Origin of the sequence: Leclercia sp. W17 (genome assembly GCF_003336325.1) — a bacterium.
Classification (GTDB): domain Bacteria; phylum Pseudomonadota; class Gammaproteobacteria; order Enterobacterales; family Enterobacteriaceae; genus Enterobacter.
Genome location: NZ_CP031101.1, coordinates 259,446 through 278,872, shown reverse-complemented (window position 1 = coordinate 278,872; position 19,427 = coordinate 259,446). Strand labels below are relative to the sequence as shown.

Below are 19,427 nucleotides of genomic sequence, written 5' to 3'. Positions count from 1 at the left end.
CGGGCGCACTACACTTAGGAGCATCATATAAGAGGAATAATCATGATAATCACGCCGCCCGATAAAACGGGTCTTCCACCCGCTGATAAAGCGGGTCTCCATATTTTAATGAAGCTGGCCTGTCTGGTGGTGATCCTGGCAGGTATTCATGCCGCAGCAGATATTCTCGTTCAGCTATTGCTGGCGCTCTTTTTCGCCATCGTCCTTAACCCACTCGTCACCTGGTTTTTGCGCCGGGGGGTGAGCCGCCCTGTTGCCATCACCATTGTGGTGGTGGTGATGCTGATTGGGCTGACGGCGCTGTTTGGGGTGCTGGCGGCCTCGCTCAATGAATTTGCCGCTATGCTGCCGAAATACAACAAAGAGCTGACGCGCAAAATTGTCGGTCTGCAGCAAATGTTCCCGTTCCTCAACCTGCACTTCTCCCCGGAGCGCATGCTGAGACGGATGGATTCAGAGAAAGTAATGACCTTTGCCACTGCGCTGATGACCCAGCTTTCCGGGGCGATGGCCAGCGTCCTGCTGCTGGTGATGACCGTGGTCTTTATGCTGTTTGAAGTGCGCCACGTGCCGTACAAGATGCGTTTTGCCCTCAATAATCCGCAGATCCACATCGCCGGTTTACACCGCGCGCTAAAAGGTGTGTCGCACTATCTGGCGCTGAAAACGCTGCTGAGTTTGTGGACCGGGGCCATTGTCTGGCTGGGGCTGACGTTGCTGGGCGTGCAGTTTGCCCTGATGTGGGGCGTGCTGGCCTTCCTGCTGAACTATGTGCCTAATATCGGCGCGGTGATCTCCGCCGTACCGCCGATGATCCAGGCCTTCCTGTTCAACGGTTTTTACGAATGCATGATGGTGGGGGCGCTGTTCCTTATCGTCCACATGGTGCTGGGCAATATCGTGGAGCCGCGAATGATGGGTCACCGGCTGGGGATGTCCACCCTGGTGGTATTCCTGTCGTTATTGATCTGGGGCTGGTTGCTCGGCCCGGTGGGGATGTTACTTTCCGTGCCGCTCACCAGCGTCTGTAAGATCTGGATGGAGACCACCCGGGGCGGCAGCAAACTGGCGATCCTGCTTGGCCCAGGCAGACCAAAAAGCAGGCTGCCGGGATAAGAGATGTATGCGCTGGCGGCGTGAGGGCTGGTTCGCGCCGCCCATCAATTTAAGACAACCGGATGAGCAATGCGGCGCGTTAGATTATATTATGGGTGAAGCCCGTCATATTGACTGCGAATATCTTCAAAGCAACACCTTCGCGTTCGGCGGCATTAATACTTCCATAATCATTAAACGCTGGGCGTGACTATGTACCAGTTCTTACTGGGAAAAATTTCTACCCTCAGCGCTGACCCTCTGGCGTCAGCGCTTTCTGAGCAGGCGCCGCAGGGCGCGCGCCGACTTCCCTGGCTGGCTGGCCGGGCGCTGCTCGCCCGGGCGTTATCGCCCGCCCCGGTACCGGAAATTGTCTTCGGTGAACAGGGCAAACCGGCCTTCGTCGATGCCAGACCCTACTGGTTTAACCTGAGCCACAGCGGGGATGATATCGCCCTGCTGTTAAGCGACGAAGGCGAAGTGGGCTGCGATATCGAAGTGATCCGTCCGCGGGATAACTGGCAGGCGCTGGCTAACGCCGTCTTTAGCCTCGCCGAACATGACGAGCTGGAGCGGGAGGCGCCGGAGGCAAAACTGTCGGCCTTCTGGCGCATCTGGACACGTAAAGAGGCGATCGTCAAACAGCGCGGCGGCAGCCCCTGGCAGATTGTCAGTATCGACAGCACCTTAAGGTCGGCGCTCTGCGTCAGCCACTTTCAGCGCGGCGAACTCAGCCTCGCGGTCTGTACGCCAACGCCCTTCCCCCTCCATAACGATGCACTTCAGGTTCTGTAACCCGCTTATTTCAAATTATTCGGAAAGTCTGCCGGCAACTCGCTGGCAGCACAGTCAATGACAGCATCGTTATTGGCACCGCAGTCGCGCACAAAGGTAATGGTGGCGAACTCATCGATGACTTCGGTTGGGTAGGCCGGGCCCGCCTCGCGATAAGAGACCATCAGCGGAATATGATCGTTCTGGAAGCAGACGGTTTTTTCCGGGTTATTCATCACCCAACGCGGGAAGAAGATAGTGCCGTGGAACAGCTTGTCGCCGAGATTCACAATCAGGCTCACATCGGTACCGGTCGGTTCAGTCCACGAGATTTTATAAATACTCTCGCCCACGCGAACGATATAAGCCTGCTGATCTTTTACCCAACGGTTTGCCACGATCCCGCTATGAATACGGTAGTCGAGCGTCTGCTCGTTTTTGACATAAATCTCGTAGTTCCAGCCGTTATCGTAGGTGTAGACCAAATGTTTGCCGACGAAACCGCTCAAATCATGTTTATCAAACTGGCTCATATACTGTCTCCTCTGTTTCAATGAGCCCATCTTACGCCTGCAAAAATTGGATGAATAACGCTATGATTTAATCAAATTCATTCAAAAATTAGATGAGTTATGCACAAAACTACCCTTGAGCAATGGTCGCTGCTGGAACGCGTCGTTGAGTTGGGCAGCTTTGCCCGCGCCGCAGAGGAGACGCATCGCAGCCAATCTTCCGTCAGTTATAACCTGGCGTTGTTGCAGGAGCGGCTGGGCGTGGCGCTGCTGGTTCAGGCGGGACGTAAGGCGGTGCTGACCCCGGAAGGGGAGCTACTGTTAAATCAGGTCAAACCGCTGCTAAACGCCTTTACCCTGTTAGAGACGCGCGCCACGACGCTACGCAACGGGATGCGTACCCGACTGGATGTGGTGGTGGACAGCATTTTCCCTCGCCGTCACCTGTTTGCCATTCTGCGCCAGTTTCAACAGCGCTATCCGCAAACCGAGGTGAATCTGACCGAAATACTTGAGAACGCCGGCGAGGCGCTGGCCCAGAGCGAAGCCGACGTGATGGTGCTAACCCGCCGCCATGATGTGACCGGGCGCGGCGAGTGGCTGATGAATATCGACTTCGTCGCCGTGGCGCATCGGGAGCATCCGCTGTTTGAACTCGATACGCCGCTCACTGATGAAATGCTACGCTCCTGGCCACTCATCCAGATCGCCGGGCAGAACTACGCCGCGCCTCCCGGCGGCGAAGCCTGGACCTTCTCCACCATCGATGCCGCTATCGATGCGGTGATGTATCAGGTGGGGTATGGCTGGCTGCCGGAAGAGCGAATTCAGCAACAGCTGGAAACCGGTGTGCTGAAAACGGTGCCCCTGAACCACGGTACGCGCCGTGCTACACCGCTGCATCTGATTGTAAAACGCACGCTTGCCCCGCTCGACGAACAGGTGGAAACCTTACTGCACCTCTTCAGCCAGCCGTCGCAAAGGTGAACTGCTACGCTTAATGGTCTGAACTTCAAATATGACAAGGAGCAGACCGTGAAAATCGATCTTACGGGAAAAGTGGCGTTAGTGACCGCCTCCACAGGCGGTATTGGTTTCGCCATTGCCAGAGGGCTGGCAGAGAGCGGCGCCGAGGTGATTGTTAACGGACGCAGCGTCGACTCGGTTAACCGGGGCATCCAGCAGCTGCAGCAGCAGATACCGGGCGTTCAGGTGCGGGCCGCCATTGCCGACCTCAGTACGCAGGAAGGGGTGGATGCTCTGCTCCGGGTCGCTTCGGGTGTCGATATCCTCGTCAATAACGCCGGGATCTACGGCCCCCAGGATTTTTACGCCACCGACGACGAGACCTGGAATCACTACTGGCAAACCAACGTGATGTCCGGTGTGCGACTGTCACGTGCCCTGCTGCCCGGCATGGTGCAAAAAGGCTGGGGCCGGGTGGTGTTTATCTCCTCGGAGTCAGCCTGCAATATTCCGGCGGACATGATCCACTATGGAGTCACCAAAACCGCTCAGCTCTCTCTGGCGCGCGGTCTGGCAAAATTTGTCGCCGGGAGTGGTGTCACCGTGAACAGCGTCCTGCCTGGGCCGACGATGTCGGACGGCTTTGCTGAAATGATGAAAGACGAAATAGAGAAAACTGGCAAATCCCTGGAGACGCTGGCGAAAGAGTTCGTGATGGCAAACCGCCCAAGCTCGGTGATCCAGCGGGCCGCCACGGTAGACGAGGTGGCGAACATGGTGGTTTACGTCTGTTCCCAGCAGGCATCTGCTACCTCCGGCGCGGCGCTGCGCGTGGATGGCGGCGTGGTGGACGATATTATCTAGCGCTGCCGATGGCCGCCTGTCCGCTGGCGGGTGGCATCTGACGCTAAAGCAGGTAAACTGAGGACAGAATGTGAATTTACGCTAAGACTCTGTTATGACCAATATGATTGCCGATGAGGCGATGGCAAAATCCAGCGTCCTCTCCGTGTTCGACTTTGATGGCACGCTGACCCATCACGACAGCTTTATCCCCTTCTTACGCTTTGCGTTCGGTAAGCGCTACTTTGCCGGTCGCCTGGTGCGGATGGCCTTGCCCACCCTTCACTGCGTACGCCGCAAGCTGACCCGTGATGAACTGAAAGAGGTGCTGATCAAAACCTTCCTGACTGGCGTGGATGAGCACTGGCTGCGTGAGCAGGCAGAGCGGTTCTGCGAAAAGTACTGGGACAAACTGATGCGCCCGCAGGGGGTGCTGGCGGTGGCGGCGGAAGTCAACTCCGGCGCGGAAGTGACCATCTGCTCTGCCTCCCCGGCGCTGGTGTTGCAGCCGTGGGCCGACAAACTCGGCATTAAGCTTATCGGCACCCAGCTTGAAGTCAAAGAGGGCAAGCTGACCGGGCGGATCACCGGCCATAACTGTCGTTGTGCGCAGAAGGTGGCCCGGCTGGAGAGCGTGTACGGCAGCCTGACCAACTACCACGTGCGCGCCTGGGGCGACACCCGTGGCGACCACGAGCTGCTGGCGGCGGCGCAGGATCCGCACTGGCGTCATTTCCATCCGCCGCGCGCGCGCCGCAACTCACCGATCAAACTGTAAACCCTGCCGGGTGGCGGCTTCGCCTTACCCGGCCTACAGGGCTTGTAGGCCCGGCAAGCACAGCGCCGCCGGGCAAAATCCGTCAGGCTTCCCGTTTCCCCGGGAACAGCAGGCTCGCCAGAATCCCCGCCGCCAGCACGCCCAACACCACCAACAGACTCGCCGTAGCGCCGATACCGTAGCCATGGTGCCAGAAGTGATCCGTCGCGTTCAGACCAAGCTTAAAGGCGACGAAGAAGAGCAGCGCGATCACCGCTTTCTCCAGATGCACCAGATACTGCTTCAGCGCCTCCAGCACGAAGTAGAGGGTACGCAGGCCGAGGATGGCGAACATCATGGCGCTGTAGATAATCAGCGGCTCGCGGCTGACCGCAATGATCGCGGGCACCGAGTCAAAGGCGAACATCACGTCTGACAGCTCCACCACCGCCACACAGAGCAGCAGCGGCGTGGCATAGCGCTTCGCCTTCTTCACCCGCCCGACCATCACATCCTGGTTTTCAGGCTTAGCCAGCTCGGCATCCACCTCTTTCTGGCTGAGAAGAAACGCGTTACCGGTGATTTTTGGCCAGATCGGATAGAAGCGTTTTACCGCGCGGTAAGCCAGATGCTGGGAGTAATCCTCAATCTCGTCCTGCTCTTCGCCGCGTTTAAGCATCATTACCGCCGTCCAGGCCACAATCAGGGCGAAGACCACTTCAACGTATGGCCCCAGGCTCAGCAGGCTGGTGCCGATAGCGACGAAGATCCCGCGGAAGACAATCGCGCCAATCACCCCCCAATAGAGCACCCGGTGACGATACTGATCCGGCACGCCAAACCAGGCGAAGATTGCCATCATCACGAAGAGGTTATCAACGGAGAGCACCTCTTCCAGGGCGTAACCGGTGAGGAACAGGCTCGCCACTTCGGCACCGTGATGCACGTAGAGGAACCCGGCGAACGCCATCGCCATCATCACCCAGAAGAGGGACCAGAGTGAGGCGCTTTTCAGTGAAATTGGTTTGTCATGGCGATGCATGAAGAGGTCGATAAACATCGCCCCGACAGCCATAACCACAAAAACAACAACGGTTTCCGTCGGGAAACCGAGATGAGCAGAGGACATAGACAACCCTTTTTGAAGACAAAATACACACCATGCAGACTGGCGAAGCCAGTAAAGAAAAAGAGGGACCGTTTACCGGCTCTCCTCTTAAAACGCATAACCCTGCGTGAGGGAGTGTACTTTACCTCACAATGCGGAGGTTCTGCCATCGGCGCTTTACTGGCTCATGCCGCGCAGCCGCTGCAGGACGGCCACCAGCACCGCCACTGACCAGCCAACCATCAGTGCGCCAACCAGCCCTTCCACCCCGCCAATCAGTCGCCAGTGCTCCGGCAACGTGACATCGCCGTATCCCACTGTAGCGTAGCTGACCAGCGAGAAATAGAAGCTGGTGTTCCAGTCAGTAAATGCGCCGACGAAGCGATAGAAAACGGCAAACAGGCTGGCTTCAAGCAGATGGGCAAACAGGGCAGTCATGATGATAACGATATTGCGGAACACAACGCGGATCACCGATTCCACATTCAGGTTGATGAACTTCAGGATAATAAACATCCATGTGGAATGAATGATCACCGTCAGGTTGATCAAAATAATAATGCTCACAAGCTGCATATCACACTCTCTGAAAGGTAACGCAATACGCCCTGCTCAGCTGAACAGGGCGTAAAATAGCGGAACGTTTGAGATGCAGTGTAGCGGATGGGGGCGAGACAAGGGCGCTATCGTTGCGCCGGAGCACTACCTTCCTGCCAGCGCCTCTGCGCAGGCCCAGGCGCTGGCCCACGCCCACTGGAAGTTATAGCCACCCAGCCAGCCGGTGACGTCCATGACCTCGCCGATAAAATAGAGTCCCGGCACGTTGCGGGCCTCCATGGTGCGCGAAGAGAGTTCGTTGGTGTCCACGCCCCCCAGCGTCACTTCCGCGGTGCGATACCCTTCGGTGCCGTTGGGCTGGACGCGCCAGGCGCTTAAGGTCTCCACCAGCGTCTGTTGGTCACGGCTGTTGAGCTGCTTCAACGACACATCGGGAATTTGCCCCAGCAGCTGCAGGCACTCCACCAGCCGCTTCGGCAGCTGCATTGCCAGGGTGTTTTTCAGGCTCTGGTTAGGGTGCGCCGCCCGCTGCTCATTGAGGAAGCTCTCCAGATCGCAATCCGGCACTAAATTGATGGTGACGAACTCGCCCGGCTGCCAGTAGCTGGAGATTTGCAGTACCGCCGGACCGGAGAGGCCGCGATGGGTGAACAGCAGATTCTCACGAAACACCGTACCGTCTTCGGCGGTAATCACCGACGGCACCGAGACGCCGGAGAGCGTTTGCAACTGCTCCAGCAGCGGCTTATGCAGGGTAAATGGCACCAGGCCGGCACGGGTCGGGAGTACCTTCAGGCCAAACTGCTCGGCAATTTTATAGCCAAACGGCGTGGCACCCAGCCCCGGCATTGAGAGCCCGCCGCTGGCAATCACCAGTTTTTCTGCGCTCACGGTTTCGCCATTAAGCTGCAGCGTGTACCCTGCGTCGTCACGCGCTACATCCAGCACTTCGCTGCGAAGTCGCAGGGTAACCTGGCCTTTTTCACACTCCGCCACCAGCATATCGACGATTTGTTGCGCGGAATCGTCGCAAAATAATTGCCCCAGCGTTTTTTCATGCCAGGCTATTCCATGTTTACCCACGAGGTCGATGAAGTCCCACTGGGTGTAGCGCGCTAACGCAGATTTGCAAAAATGTCGGTTCTGGCTCAGATAGGCCGCAGGTTCGATATAAAGGTTAGTAAAGTTGCAGCGACCCCCACCAGACATCAGGATTTTACGACCTGGTTTTTTGCCGTTATCGAGCAGCAGAACCCGGCGTCCTGCCTGTCCGGCCATCGCCGCACAGAATAAACCCGCCGCACCTGCGCCAATAATGATGGCATCGTACTTTTCCACGTCTCGATCCTCCTGGTTTTCAGGGCGCGAATTGTAAAGTTTCCTCAAGAAACGCACCAGCGTAAAAATCTGTAATTTCATGCATTTCTTTGAAATTTAAAAAGTAATTCTTTTGCTGCTACGCTTATGTCAGTAAGCAAATCAAAAAAAGGCTATATTTCACTTTGCCCGTTGCGCATTTGTCCTGGATAATGCGCCGCGTTCATGTCCTCAAAATGGCGTAACGTCCTATGCTACATTTGTTTGCTGGCCTGGATTTCCATACCGGGCTTTTACTTTTGCTTGCTCTGGCCTTTGTATTGTTCTACGAAGCGATTAACGGCTTCCACGATACTGCAAACGCAGTGGCAACGGTTATCTACACCCGGGCATTACGATCGCAAGTTGCGGTGGTGATGGCTGCAGTGTTTAACTTCTTTGGTGTTCTTCTGGGAGGTCTGAGCGTAGCCTACGCCATTGTGCATATGCTGCCAACGGATCTGCTGTTGAACGTCAGCTCTGGTCATGGCCTTGCTATGGTCTTCTCCCTGCTGTTTGCTGCAATTATCTGGAACCTCGGTACCTGGTATTTCGGCCTGCCAGCATCCAGTTCCCATACGCTGATCGGCGCTATCATCGGTATTGGTTTAACCAATGCGCTGATGACCGGTACGTCTGTGGTGGACGCACTGAACATCCCTAAAGTTCTGGGTATTTTCGGTTCACTGATTATTTCCCCGATTGTCGGTCTGGTTGTGGCGGGTGGTTTGATCTTCCTGCTGCGTCGTTACTGGAGCGGTACCAAAAAACGTGCCCGTATCCACCTGACGCCAGCCGAGCGTGAAAAGAAAGACGGCAAGAAGAAGCCGCCATTCTGGACGCGTATCGCTCTGATCATCTCTGCTATCGGCGTGGCTTTCTCGCACGGCGCAAATGACGGTCAGAAAGGCATTGGTCTGGTGATGCTGGTGCTGATCGGCGTGGCCCCGGCGGGCTTCGTAGTGAATATGAATGCGTCCGGTTACGAAATTACCCGTACCCGTGATGCCATCAACAACGTTGAAACCTATTTCCAGCAGCGTCCTGACCTGCTGAAAAAAGCGACCGGCGTTGACCAGCTGATCCCTTCTCCGGAAGCGGGCGCTACCAAACCGGCGGAGTTCCATTGCCATCCGGCTAATGCGATCAGCGCCCTGGAGCGCGCAAAAGGCATGCTGACGGACGTTGAAAGCTACGACAAGCTCTCCGTAGAGCAGCGTGGCCAGATGCGCCGCATCATGCTGTGCATCTCCGACGTCACCGACAAAGTGGCTAAGCTGCCTGAAGTCTCTGCCGACGACAAACGTCTGCTGAAGAAGCTGAAAGTCGACATGCTGAACACCATTGAGTACGCACCGATCTGGATCATCATGGCGGTCGCGCTGGCTCTGGGTCTCGGTACGATGATTGGCTGGCGTCGCGTAGCAACAACCATTGGCGAGAAGATTGGTAAGAAAGGCATGACCTATGCCCAGGGGATGTCCGCTCAGATGACGGCGGCAGTCTCTATCGGTCTGGCCAGCTACACCGGTATGCCGGTATCCACTACCCACGTTCTCTCTTCGTCCGTGGCGGGTACCATGCTGGTTGATGGCGGTGGTCTGCAACGCAAAACCGTGACCAGCATTCTGATGGCCTGGGTATTTACCCTGCCGGCATCGATTCTGCTGTCTGGCGGTCTGTACTGGATCTCCCTGCAATTCCTGTAATTGCAGGCAGGTTACGCGAAGAGCGGGTCAGGTAACTGGCCCGCTTTTTTTTGCGCTCAATGCCAGATGAGGAGAGCAATCATGCTCACCACCACCAGGCCGCACAGTGCGCTGGTCAGGATGAACTGACGACGCAGGCGCTCACAGCGACGGATAAACTCATCATCATGATGATCGCGATAACGCTGGGCGTAGATATACCACACCAGGCGCATCTGTTTGCTGGGCTGCCCGTGCGAGGTAAAGAATCCCCCGCCGTCCACATATTGATAAAGCAACGGATCGCAGCCACGCAGTACCACTAATAGCGCGCGCAAGGATGAGAAATAACGCGCCATATTCACAATGCAAACCACACATAACGCCCAAAACAATGCGACGGTGCTAATCATACTTCCTCCCCGGCGTCCGCCCTCGAAGCAACGCTTCGGGACTACCGCACCCCAATGCCCTGACAGACGGTTCAGTGATAGAGAGACTCAAAAGCCGATCGGCTTCACATTTTATTATCCGAACGGCTTATTCAATAGTGTAGGAGATCCGTTAATTTTTTTGCCACAAGGTTAATCGTTATCAACACCAATGCTTGAAAATTTTGTTTAACTGGGCCGTAATGAAAGCAGGTAGACGACTGCTACACGCATTGGTCATCGATAACTTAAGGAAGGAGTAACACTATGGCTTATAAACATATTCTGATCGCTGTTGACCTCTCCCCGGAGAGCAAAGTGCTGGTAGATAAAGCGGTATCCATGGCGCGTCCGTACAATGCGAAAGTTTCCTTAATTCATGTGGACGTTAACTACTCCGATCTCTATACCGGCCTGATCGATGTGAATCTGGGGGACATGCAGAAGCGTATCTCCGAAGAGACTCACCATGCGCTGACCGAACTTTCCACGAATGCGGGCTATCCGATCACCGAAACCCTGAGCGGCAGCGGCGACCTGGGCCAGGTTCTGGTCGATGCGATTAAGAAATACGATATGGATCTGGTGGTCTGCGGCCATCATCAGGACTTCTGGAGCAAGCTGATGTCATCAGCGCGCCAGCTGATTAACACCGTGCACGTGGATATGCTGATTGTGCCGCTGCGCGACGAAGACGACGAGTAAGGCGGGACTGCCTGAACGTAGGCCGGGTAAGGCGAAGCCGCCACCCGGCTTTTTTTTATTCCGGCGTGCCGGAATAGATATCAAACCGATGCCCTTTGGTGGTCACCGCATTGGTCGTGGCAACGCCCGCCAGCGGCGGCGCATAGTCAGGACGTTTCACCACCACCCGCTTCGTAGCCAGCAGACGCGCAGGCGCCAGCAGGCCATCCGCATCCAGATCCGGCCCCACCAGCGACTGAAATACCCGCATCTCTTTCTTCACCAGCGCGCTTTTCTGCTTATGCGGGAACATCGGGTCGAGATAAACCACCTGCGGGCGTGGGGTGATATCGGTCAGCGCCGTCAGGCTTGAGGCGTGGATCAGCTGTAACCTCTCCTGCAACCACGAACCAATTTCCGGGTCGGCATAGCCGCGGGCCAGGCCGTCATCCAGCAGCGCGGCCACCACCGGATTGCGCTCCAGCATCCGCACCCGACAGCCCACCGAGGCCAGCACAAAAGCATCGCGCCCGAGCCCCGCTGTGGCATCCACCACGTCCGGCAGGTAGCTGCCCTTAATCCCGACCGCTTTGGCCACCGCTTCGCCGCGTCCGCCGCCGAACTTGCGCCGGTGCGCCATCGCCCCACCGACAAAATCGACGAAAATGCCGCCGAGTTTGGGCTCGTCGCGCTTACGCAGCTCCAGATGGTCCGGGGTCATCACCAGCGCCATCAGGTTTTCTTCATCGTGTTCCAGCCCCCAGCGGGCGGCAAGAACAGATAAGGCGCCGTCTCCGGCGCCTGTTTCATCAACTAAGTGAATCTTCACGAATCAACTAACCCTTGATGCCGTAATGCTCAAGCATCGCGTCCAGCTGAGGCTCGCGGCCACGGAAGCGTTTGAACAGCTCCATTGGTTCTTCAGAGCCACCACGGGTCAGGATGTTATCCAGGAAAGACTGGCCGGTTTCACGGTTGAAAATTCCCTCTTCCTCGAAGCGGGAGTAAGCGTCTGCCGCCAGCACGTCGGCCCACAGGTAGCTGTAGTAACCCGCCGCATAACCGCCCGCAAAGATATGGCTGAACGCGTGCGGGAAGCGTCCCCAGGCCGGACCTGGAATAAGGGCAACCTGCTTCTTGATCTCCGCCAAGGTTTCGAGCACCTTCGCCCCCTGCTCCGGGCTGAACTCCGCATGCAGACGGAAATCGAACAGGCCGAACTCCAGCTGACGCAGGATGAACATCGCCGCCTGGTAGTTTTTCGCTTCCAGCATCTTATCCAGCAGCGCTTTTGGCAACGGCTCGCCGGTCTCGTAGTGGCCGGAGATAAACGCCAGCGCGTCCGGCTCCCAGCACCAGTTTTCCATAAACTGGCTCGGCAGCTCCACCGCATCCCACGGTACACCGCTGATACCGGCAACGCCTGCCGCTTCAATGCGGGTCAGCATGTGGTGCAGACCATGGCCGAACTCGTGGAACAGGGTAATCACTTCGTCATGGGTGAACAACGCAGGTTTGCCGTTAACCGGACGGTTGAAGTTACAGGTCAGATACGCAACCGGCTTTTGCAGCGAGCCGTCGGCTTTACGCATCTGCCCTACGCAGTCATCCATCCAGGCGCCGCCGCGTTTATTTTCGCGGGCGTAGAGGTCGAGATAGAAGCTGCCGCGCAGTTCGTTCTGGTCATCGTACAGTTCGAAGAAACGCACGTCGTCGTGCCACACTTCCACATCGTTGCGCTCTTTAGCAGTGATGCCGTAAATGCGTTTCACCACTTCGAACAGGCCGTTAACGGCTTTGTTTTCCGGGAAGTACGGACGCAGTTGCTCATCGCTGATGCTGTAAAGATGCTGCTTCTGTTTCTCGCTGTAATAGGCGATATCCCACGGCTGCAGCTCATCGACGCCGAACTCCGCTTTCGCAAAGGCGCGCAGCTGGGCCAGCTCTTTCTCGCCCTGAGGACGGGCGCGTTTGGCCAGATCGGTTAAGAAATCGAGTACCTGCTGCGGGTTCTCGGCCATTTTGGTAGCAAGCGATTTATCTGCGTAGCTGTCAAAGCCCAGCAGCTGCGCCAGCTCGTGACGCAAGGCAAGGATTTCCGCCATCACCGGGGTGTTATCCCACTTACCGGCGTTCGGGCCCTGATCGGATGCGCGGGTGCTGTAGGCGCGATACATCTCTTCACGCAGGGCCTGGTTGTCGCAGTAGGTCATGACCGGCAGATAGCTCGGAATATCCAGCGTCAACAGATAACCTTCCTGCTCTTTCGCTTCGGCTTGCGCTTTTGCTGCCGCCAGCGCGCTTTCCGGCATGCCAGCCAGCTCCGCTTCGTCGGTAATCAGCTTCGTCCAGCCCATGGTGGCATCCAGCACGTTGTTGCTGTACTGGTTGCCCAGCTCAGACAGGCGCGTCGCGATTTCGCCGTAGCGCTGCTGCTTCTCTTTTGCCAGACCGATGCCCGACAGCTCAAAATCGCGCAGCGCGTTATCAACAGCCTTTTTCTGCGCGATATTCAGCGTCGCATAGTGATCGCCATCGCGCAGGTCGCGGTACGCTTTGTAGAGCCCTTCGTGCTGCCCGACCCAGGTGCTGTATTCCGACAGCAGCGGCAGAGTTTGTTCGTAGGCTTCACGCAGTTCCGGGCTGTTTTTCACCGAGTTGAGGTGGCTGACCGGGGAGAAGATGCGGCCAAGCACATCATCCACTTCCGCCAGCGGCTGACACAGGTTTTCCCAGGTGTAGGGAGCGCCGTTCGCCACCACGCTCTCCACTGCACTACGGCAATCGTCCAGCGCTTTAGTGACCGCAGGGACAACATGTTCAGGCCGAATGGAGGAGAACGGTGGCAACGAAAAAGGCGTCAGTAATGGGTTGGTCATAAGCACTGTCCTGTTAAATGAGTGAATGAAGCGCACATCCTGCGCGAGCATATTGTTTCCAGGATGGGGTTAAGTGTAGTGAATTTCAATGGCTGCGGTGACAGAAAAAGCGTGGGCCCGACGGCGCTTTCCGGGCCTGCGGGTATTCTGTGTCGTTCTGCGGTAAACTGTGGAAAATCGTTTACTCAGTGGAATTCATCTACCCATGCTCAGTTATCGCCACAGCTTTCACGCGGGCAACCACGCCGACGTCCTTAAACACACCGTTCAGAGCCTGATTATCGAAGCGCTAAAAGAGAAAGATAAGTCTTTTCTCTATCTGGACACCCATGCTGGCGCGGGCCGCTATCAGCTGAGCGGCGAGCATGCCGAGCGCACCGGGGAGTACCTCGAAGGCATCGCCCGCATCTGGCAGCAGGATGACCTGCCGGCGGAGCTTGAGCCGTATATCGGCGTGATCAACCATTTTAACCGCAGCGGCCAGTTACGCTACTACCCGGGCTCGCCGCTTATTGCCCGCCAGCTGCTGCGCGAGCAGGACAGCATTCAGCTGACCGAACTGCACCCGAGCGACTATCCGCTGCTGCGCTCTGAATTCCAGAAAGACAGCCGCGCGCGCGTGGAAAAATCGGACGGCTACCAGCAGCTGAAAGCGAAGCTGCCGCCGGTGTCCCGTCGCGGCCTGGTGCTGATCGACCCGCCGTACGAAATCAAAAGCGATTACCAGGCGGTGGTTACCGGCATCAACGAGGGCTACAAACGCTTTGCCACTGGCACCTATGCGCTGTGGTATCCGGTAGTGCTGCGTTCCCAGATCAAGCGCATGATCAAGGATCTGGAAGCGACCGGCATCCGTAAGATCCTGCAAATTGAGCTGGCGGTTCTCCCGGACAGCGATCGACGCGGTATGACCGCCTCCGGCATGATTGTCATTAACCCGCCCTGGAAGCTTGAAGCGCAGATGAATAACGTCCTGCCTTGGCTGCACAAAAAGCTGGTCCCGGCCGGTACTGGCCATACTACCGTTAGCTGGATCGTGCCAGAGTAATTGCAGTCATCGATGGAAACTATTGATTTCAGGTATACAATCGCGGCAATTAACGATTAAGGATAAGACCATGACTAAGCATTATGACTACATCGCTATCGGCGGCGGCAGCGGCGGTATCGCCTCGATTAACCGTGCGGCCATGTATGGCCAGAAGTGCGCGCTGATTGAAGCAAAAGATCTCGGCGGCACCTGCGTTAACGTCGGTTGTGTACCGAAAAAGGTGATGTGGCATGCGGCGCAGATCCGCGAGGCCATCCACCTGTATGGCCCGGACTATGGTTTTGATACCACCATTAACAATTTCGACTGGGATCGCCTGATCGCCAGCCGCACCGCCTACATCGACCGCATTCATACCTCCTACGATAACGTACTGGGTAAGAACAACGTCGATGTGATCCGCGGTTTTGCCCGCTTTGTCGATGCGAAGACGATCGAAGTCAACGGTGAAACGATCACTGCCGATCATATCCTGATCGCCACCGGTGGCCGCCCGAGCCATCCGGCTATTCCGGGTGCGGAATATGGTATCGACTCCGACGGTTTCTTTGAGCTGCCTGCTCTGCCGAAACGCGTTGCCATCGTTGGCGCGGGTTACATCGCCGTGGAGCTGGCGGGCGTGATTAACGGCCTCGGCGCCGAAGCGCACCTGTTTGTGCGTAAACATGCCCCGCTGCGCAACTTCGACCCGCTGATCGTCGATACGCTGGTGGAAGTGATGAATGCCGAAGGTCCGCATCTGCATACGGAAGCCATTCCGAAAGCGGTTGTGAAAAACGCTGACGGCAGCCTGACCCTGGAGCTGGAAGATGGCCGCAGCCAGACCGTGGATTGCCTGATCTGGGCCATTGGCCGTGAACCCGCAAACGACAACTTCAACCTGGCCGTCACGGGTGTCAAAACCAATGAGAAAGGCTATATCGTTGTTGATAAGTTCCAGAACACCAGCGTACCGGGCATCTATGCCGTGGGCGATAATACCGGTGCGGTTGAACTGACCCCGGTGGCTGTCGCCGCGGGTCGTCGTCTTTCCGAGCGTCTGTTTAACAACAAACCGGACGAGCACCTGGACTACAACAACATCCCGACCGTAGTCTTCAGCCACCCGCCAATCGGTACCGTTGGTTTAACCGAACCTCAGGCGCGCGCGCACTATGGCGACGACCAGGTGAAAGTGTATAAATCCGCCTTCACCGCCATGTATACCGCGGTAACGTCTCACCGTCAGCCGTGCCGCATGAAGTTAGTGTGCGTCGGCCCGGATGAGAAGATTGTCGGCATTCACGGTATCGGCTTTGGTATGGATGAGATCCTCCAGGGCTTTGCGGTCGCGCTGAAAATGGGTGCGACCAAGAAAGATTTCGATAATACCGTGGCTATTCACCCAACGGCGGCAGAAGAGTTCGTGACCATGCGTTAATGCATGTAAATACTCGCTTTAAACCTCTCTGAAAAACTGGCAATACAGCGCCAGTTTTTCAGCTTTTATATGACATCAGAAAGATGAATCATATGCGTACTATTTTTGATGGAAAACATCATTTAGCAGTACAAATAATTCTGCGTCAGTTTCTACGCCGAGTTTTCGCATCGCATTACATTTATGCGCGCTAACGGTTTTAATACTTAGCGCCTTCATTTTCGCAATGTGTTGTAAATCCATACCATTGAGTAAATGCTTTAATACATCCATTTCACTTCGCGTCAGACTGGATATCATTCTGTCAGTTTTATCATTGATATGAGAGAGAGCAGTGTAGATTTTTGGACTTAACACCCGCCTCTGAGCAAACGCTTTTTTGAAGTAATTCTCAGTGTCTGCCATCGACTCTCCACGTGCGATCAAGCTGATATTTTGCTGATTAAATAATTTCCATAATTCTTTACTGTCATGACAAAAGGTATACACAACCATATTCAGGTTGGGAAATTGCGAACCCAGGTGTAATAAAGTATCCACCCCTTCCTGCAGACTTTCCTCTACGCTTTACAGGTCGGTAATGAGAATATCGACCGACTGATACATCAATGCTTCTGAAATTTTACTCAGACTCGTCTCTTTAATCAGAATATTACATGTTGGTGCGATGGATTGAATGAGTGTCGACAGACCAAAAAGTGCCAGAGGATGGCTGTCCATCAATGCGGCTGTTTGAGGCCAGAGAGAGATTAAGTTCATAGCGCTGCTGTTCCATGCTGTCTGGGAATTGCGCCCCGGTACTTATCTTTATGCAATCCCATCCTTGGTATCTTATAAACGGGCGGCAGGGCCTGTTTTTGCCATCCACGTACATTGAGCATAAAGTTCACTGTCATTGTGATAGCCCAGTTTTATCATCGCATTACGCTTATGCGTACTCACGGTACGGACGTTGCGATAGAGAGTCTTCGCTATCCGGGAAACACTCAAGCCTGAGAACAGATATGCAAGCACATCCAGCTCGCGGGCGGTTAGCGGAGTGCTTGAAGGGCCACTCTTAGAGAGCAACCGTTTCGCTTTAGGACTTACCCACTGCCGCTCCCCTGACATGACGGCGGAAACACACTGTGTTAATGCCAGCACTGGCTCGTGTTTAAGTAAGATACCGTTGGCATGCGATGACACTAGCAGCTCAAGAATACGATGATCGCTAAAATCAGTGCATATTATAACCTTCATTGACGGATGAGATTCGTGCAGATGCGCCAACAACCGCAGCCCATCAAGCATCAATTCATTTTCACCGCAAATGTCCATGATAAGCAGCGCTGGCAATGTACTGGCAATAGCAGAGGGAATAGAGGCAAGGTTTTGTACGGCACCGATGGGTTCGACGATCCCGCACGTCTCCGTTAATACGCGCTTAATGCCCAGAGCAGTAACCGGGCTGGCGTCCATAATCAACACGCCTTCGCCCACGGAGACGGCGGGAGAAGGGCTTAATGGGACATGAGGCACAGGATTATTGATTTTATTCATCTACCTTCCTTGTATTCTCAGTAACGCCCCCTGCCGGGAACGTTACTGAGTCAGACGTTTTTATTTACTCGCAGATTCTTCCTGAAGCCGCGGTTATTACTGGTTACTGATAAGTAAAGGTAAGCTGCACTACGCCAAGGATCGACCCCGGTGTTGCGTTACCCTTAGAGCTGTACGCCCGCGCCTGCATATTGAAGGTCGTGCCCTTGCTGGTAGATTCTACGTCCTGAACCAGAGTTGAGGCATTACCCAGCGCCTGACCTGAGGCTGTGTTTTGCAGTTGGATTTGCACTTGTTCTGCTGTTCCGTTGTTCTTGTACATATCAGGCTCGTCCGTATCCGCCGTGCCGCTCAGCGCCATGGTAACTTTAGACGTGGTGGAAGGGCATTCGCTCACCGCAATGGCAATAGGTTTCCATTCAGTTGCCGATTTAGCCTCAGACAGATCCCCCGCCATGATATTCTGCCCCAAATCCACATTCACCCCGCCTGCAGGCACATCGATTTTGCACGGCGAGGCCTTGATGGTACCGGTGATGTTCAGTACCGTATCAGCATTTGCAGAATAGGACAGCATGCCCGCAGCCAGACACAGCAGCAACGCAGGGGCTTTTCTCTTTTGATGTATTGAAAAAATTGAATCCTTCATTATTTTCCCTTACCGGTAGCGTCCGGAATTATTGTATTTCAGCACGAATGGTGGCTGTTGCGGTAAAGTCACCCGTTTCAGGCATTTTACCGGTGGTATTAAATGGAAATAAGGTAATCGACGATGTTGCTATCTGGCTGGTATAATCCATATTTAACGGCAATTCTCCACCATTCGGATCGAGGTTATCTCCCTTTGAATCCTTCATTCTGACACCCACATCTTTATTGGTTGTCGATAAGGCAGTCGGATCATTCATATCCGGCGTTCCAGAGAAAGAGAGGCTGACCTTCACCCCTTCGGAAATATTGGAGCATTTCACATTCAAATTGACGTTGTGCGGCGTGAAGTTTTTAGCCATTTCGCCTTTCGTCGTAATATCGCCAGCCATAATATCGCCGAAAGGCACATCGATAGTGCCCCCGCCATTAATCACGCATGATTGCGGTACTGTAACTTTTCCGCTCATCCAAACCGTTGACACCGGCTCGCTGGACTGAGTCATTTTATCAGTAGCGATATACACATCGGTAACCTTAGTTACCGGAATTATTTGCTCACCCACAAAGGGCCGCCGGAAATAGAGGGAAATATTACCTTTCGAGCCGGTACTATAGAGAAAGCTTTTGCACCGGACCTCTGGGTTTTTATTGATCTCGCCGCTAAAAGGCGTCGCGACCATCTCTCTTCTTTCTCCAGCGATCCATACCTCGCTGGCCACTGCCAGATAGTCATTGATGGCGTAAAATTTCAGCTTACCGTCGGTATGTACCAGCTCTCTTTCAGGTACTTTTGCGGTAATCCAGGCGGGTCCGTAAGGTTTGGTGCAGTCACAGCTCACGAGATAGGTGCTGCCAAGGCTCCATTGATAGGCACCGTTAATCGTCCTTCCGGCAACGTTCTCGGAAGGATCTTTTAACGTGTAATCCATCAGAAAGTCATAGCGTTGCGTCCCGCTGTCTGATCTGCATGCGGCCGCCTGTACGGAGGTGCTCAACATCCAGCCCGCCAATGCCAGGCCGAATAATGCGCTGCTTTTTTTACCGGCGATACGACGCCATGGAATGTGGCGTGAAGTCTTATCTGCGACAAATGTCATCGTGCGTTCGGTCATGTC

21 protein-coding genes and 1 pseudogene are annotated in these 19,427 nt (G+C 55.2%); 10 read left to right on the top strand and 12 right to left on the bottom strand.

The window, feature by feature from the left end; genetic code table 11:
* Nucleotides 1-42: 42 nt before the first annotated feature.
* The 3 genes and pseudogenes from DVA44_RS01340 to acpT all read left to right on the top strand — a co-directional run bounded on the left by DVA44_RS01340 (nucleotide 43) and on the right by acpT (nucleotide 1,890).
* Nucleotides 43-1,116, top strand: coding sequence for an AI-2E family transporter (locus DVA44_RS01340; protein ID WP_114316479.1), 1,074 nt, complete (start codon nucleotides 43-45; stop codon nucleotides 1,114-1,116).
* 7 nt (nucleotides 1,117-1,123) lie between these two features.
* Nucleotides 1,124-1,306: pseudogene (locus DVA44_RS01335) on the top strand (beta-ketoacyl-ACP synthase); the annotation flags it as partial.
* 2 nt (nucleotides 1,307-1,308) lie between these two features.
* A complete protein-coding gene (gene acpT, locus DVA44_RS01330; RefSeq protein WP_114385583.1) occupies nucleotides 1,309-1,890 on the top strand; it encodes a 4'-phosphopantetheinyl transferase AcpT in 582 nt (193 codons plus the stop codon).
* 5 nt (nucleotides 1,891-1,895) lie between these two features.
* Here acpT and DVA44_RS01325 read toward each other — a convergent pair whose 3' ends face one another.
* Complete coding sequence (locus DVA44_RS01325; protein WP_103177379.1) at nucleotides 1,896-2,402, bottom strand: phenolic acid decarboxylase; 507 nt, start codon at nucleotides 2,400-2,402, stop codon at nucleotides 1,896-1,898.
* A gap of 99 nt (nucleotides 2,403-2,501) precedes the next feature.
* Between DVA44_RS01325 and DVA44_RS01320 the strand changes: the two genes are divergently transcribed.
* The 3 genes from DVA44_RS01320 (at nucleotide 2,502) to DVA44_RS01310 (ending at nucleotide 4,968) form a co-directional block, all read left to right on the top strand.
* Nucleotides 2,502-3,368, top strand: a complete 867-nt coding sequence (locus DVA44_RS01320; RefSeq protein WP_114385582.1) for a LysR family transcriptional regulator — start codon at nucleotides 2,502-2,504, stop codon at nucleotides 3,366-3,368.
* Nucleotides 3,369-3,416: 48 nt separating this feature from the next.
* On the top strand, nucleotides 3,417-4,211 hold the full coding sequence (locus tag DVA44_RS01315) for an SDR family NAD(P)-dependent oxidoreductase (RefSeq protein WP_114385581.1): 795 nt from the start codon (nucleotides 3,417-3,419) through the stop codon (nucleotides 4,209-4,211).
* Between the two features lie 94 nt (nucleotides 4,212-4,305).
* A complete protein-coding gene (locus DVA44_RS01310; protein ID WP_103824746.1) occupies nucleotides 4,306-4,968 on the top strand; it encodes an HAD family hydrolase in 663 nt (220 codons plus the stop codon).
* Between the two features lie 82 nt (nucleotides 4,969-5,050).
* Here DVA44_RS01310 and DVA44_RS01305 read toward each other — a convergent pair whose 3' ends face one another.
* The 3 genes from DVA44_RS01305 to DVA44_RS01295 form a co-directional block, all read right to left on the bottom strand.
* Nucleotides 5,051-6,076 (bottom strand): TerC/Alx family metal homeostasis membrane protein, encoded by a 1,026-nt coding sequence (locus tag DVA44_RS01305; RefSeq protein ID WP_103177383.1) that lies wholly within the window; start codon nucleotides 6,074-6,076, stop codon nucleotides 5,051-5,053.
* A 156-nt stretch (nucleotides 6,077-6,232) separates the two neighbouring features.
* Nucleotides 6,233-6,631, bottom strand: coding sequence for an ion channel (locus DVA44_RS01300; protein WP_114385580.1), 399 nt, complete (start codon nucleotides 6,629-6,631; stop codon nucleotides 6,233-6,235).
* Between the two features lie 126 nt (nucleotides 6,632-6,757).
* Nucleotides 6,758-7,951, bottom strand: coding sequence for an NAD(P)/FAD-dependent oxidoreductase (locus tag DVA44_RS01295; RefSeq protein ID WP_114388359.1), 1,194 nt, complete (start codon nucleotides 7,949-7,951; stop codon nucleotides 6,758-6,760).
* A gap of 230 nt (nucleotides 7,952-8,181) precedes the next feature.
* Between DVA44_RS01295 and pitA the strand changes: the two genes are divergently transcribed.
* A complete protein-coding gene (gene pitA, locus DVA44_RS01290; RefSeq protein ID WP_114316474.1) occupies nucleotides 8,182-9,678 on the top strand; it encodes an inorganic phosphate transporter PitA in 1,497 nt (498 codons plus the stop codon).
* A gap of 56 nt (nucleotides 9,679-9,734) precedes the next feature.
* Here the strand turns inward: pitA and uspB are convergent, their stop codons facing one another.
* A complete protein-coding gene (gene uspB, locus DVA44_RS01285) occupies nucleotides 9,735-10,070 on the bottom strand; it encodes a universal stress protein UspB (protein ID WP_032615027.1) in 336 nt (111 codons plus the stop codon).
* Between the two features lie 285 nt (nucleotides 10,071-10,355).
* Here uspB and uspA point away from each other — a divergent pair, with 285 nt between their 5' ends.
* Nucleotides 10,356-10,793, top strand: a complete 438-nt coding sequence (gene uspA, locus DVA44_RS01280) for a universal stress protein UspA (RefSeq protein WP_103177386.1) — start codon at nucleotides 10,356-10,358, stop codon at nucleotides 10,791-10,793.
* Nucleotides 10,794-10,848: 55 nt separating this feature from the next.
* On the opposite strand, the gene rsmJ is transcribed toward uspA, so the two are convergent.
* Nucleotides 10,849-11,601 (bottom strand): 16S rRNA (guanine(1516)-N(2))-methyltransferase RsmJ, encoded by a 753-nt coding sequence (gene rsmJ / locus DVA44_RS01275; RefSeq protein WP_114385579.1) that lies wholly within the window; start codon nucleotides 11,599-11,601, stop codon nucleotides 10,849-10,851.
* 7 nt (nucleotides 11,602-11,608) lie between these two features.
* The gene (prlC, locus tag DVA44_RS01270; protein WP_114388358.1) at nucleotides 11,609-13,651 is read right to left on the bottom strand and encodes an oligopeptidase A; all 2,043 of its coding nucleotides are present in this window, start codon (nucleotides 13,649-13,651) and stop codon (nucleotides 11,609-11,611) included.
* 205 nt (nucleotides 13,652-13,856) lie between these two features.
* On the opposite strand from prlC, the gene DVA44_RS01265 reads away from it, so the two are divergent.
* Both DVA44_RS01265 and gorA read left to right on the top strand, forming a co-directional pair.
* Nucleotides 13,857-14,699, top strand: coding sequence for a 23S rRNA (adenine(2030)-N(6))-methyltransferase RlmJ (locus DVA44_RS01265; protein ID WP_114385578.1), 843 nt, complete (start codon nucleotides 13,857-13,859; stop codon nucleotides 14,697-14,699).
* A 70-nt stretch (nucleotides 14,700-14,769) separates the two neighbouring features.
* A complete protein-coding gene (gene gorA / locus DVA44_RS01260; protein WP_103824740.1) occupies nucleotides 14,770-16,122 on the top strand; it encodes a glutathione-disulfide reductase in 1,353 nt (450 codons plus the stop codon).
* A gap of 99 nt (nucleotides 16,123-16,221) precedes the next feature.
* Here the strand turns inward: gorA and DVA44_RS01255 are convergent, their stop codons facing one another.
* The 5 genes from DVA44_RS01255 to DVA44_RS01235 form a co-directional block, all read right to left on the bottom strand.
* Nucleotides 16,222-16,662: a LuxR C-terminal-related transcriptional regulator gene (locus DVA44_RS01255; protein WP_114385577.1), complete on the bottom strand. Its 441-nt coding sequence runs from the start codon at nucleotides 16,660-16,662 to the stop codon at nucleotides 16,222-16,224.
* Nucleotides 16,663-16,689: 27 nt separating this feature from the next.
* Nucleotides 16,690-16,881: a hypothetical protein gene (locus DVA44_RS01250; protein WP_114385576.1), complete on the bottom strand. Its 192-nt coding sequence runs from the start codon at nucleotides 16,879-16,881 to the stop codon at nucleotides 16,690-16,692.
* A 72-nt stretch (nucleotides 16,882-16,953) separates the two neighbouring features.
* On the bottom strand, nucleotides 16,954-17,661 hold the full coding sequence (locus DVA44_RS01245; RefSeq protein ID WP_246843593.1) for a response regulator transcription factor: 708 nt from the start codon (nucleotides 17,659-17,661) through the stop codon (nucleotides 16,954-16,956).
* Between the two features lie 103 nt (nucleotides 17,662-17,764).
* Nucleotides 17,765-18,310, bottom strand: a complete 546-nt coding sequence (locus DVA44_RS01240) for a fimbrial protein (protein ID WP_114316470.1) — start codon at nucleotides 18,308-18,310, stop codon at nucleotides 17,765-17,767.
* Between the two features lie 28 nt (nucleotides 18,311-18,338).
* Nucleotides 18,339-19,424, bottom strand: coding sequence for a fimbrial protein (locus tag DVA44_RS01235; protein ID WP_168194444.1), 1,086 nt, complete (start codon nucleotides 19,422-19,424; stop codon nucleotides 18,339-18,341).
* Nucleotides 19,425-19,427 lie beyond the last annotated feature (3 nt).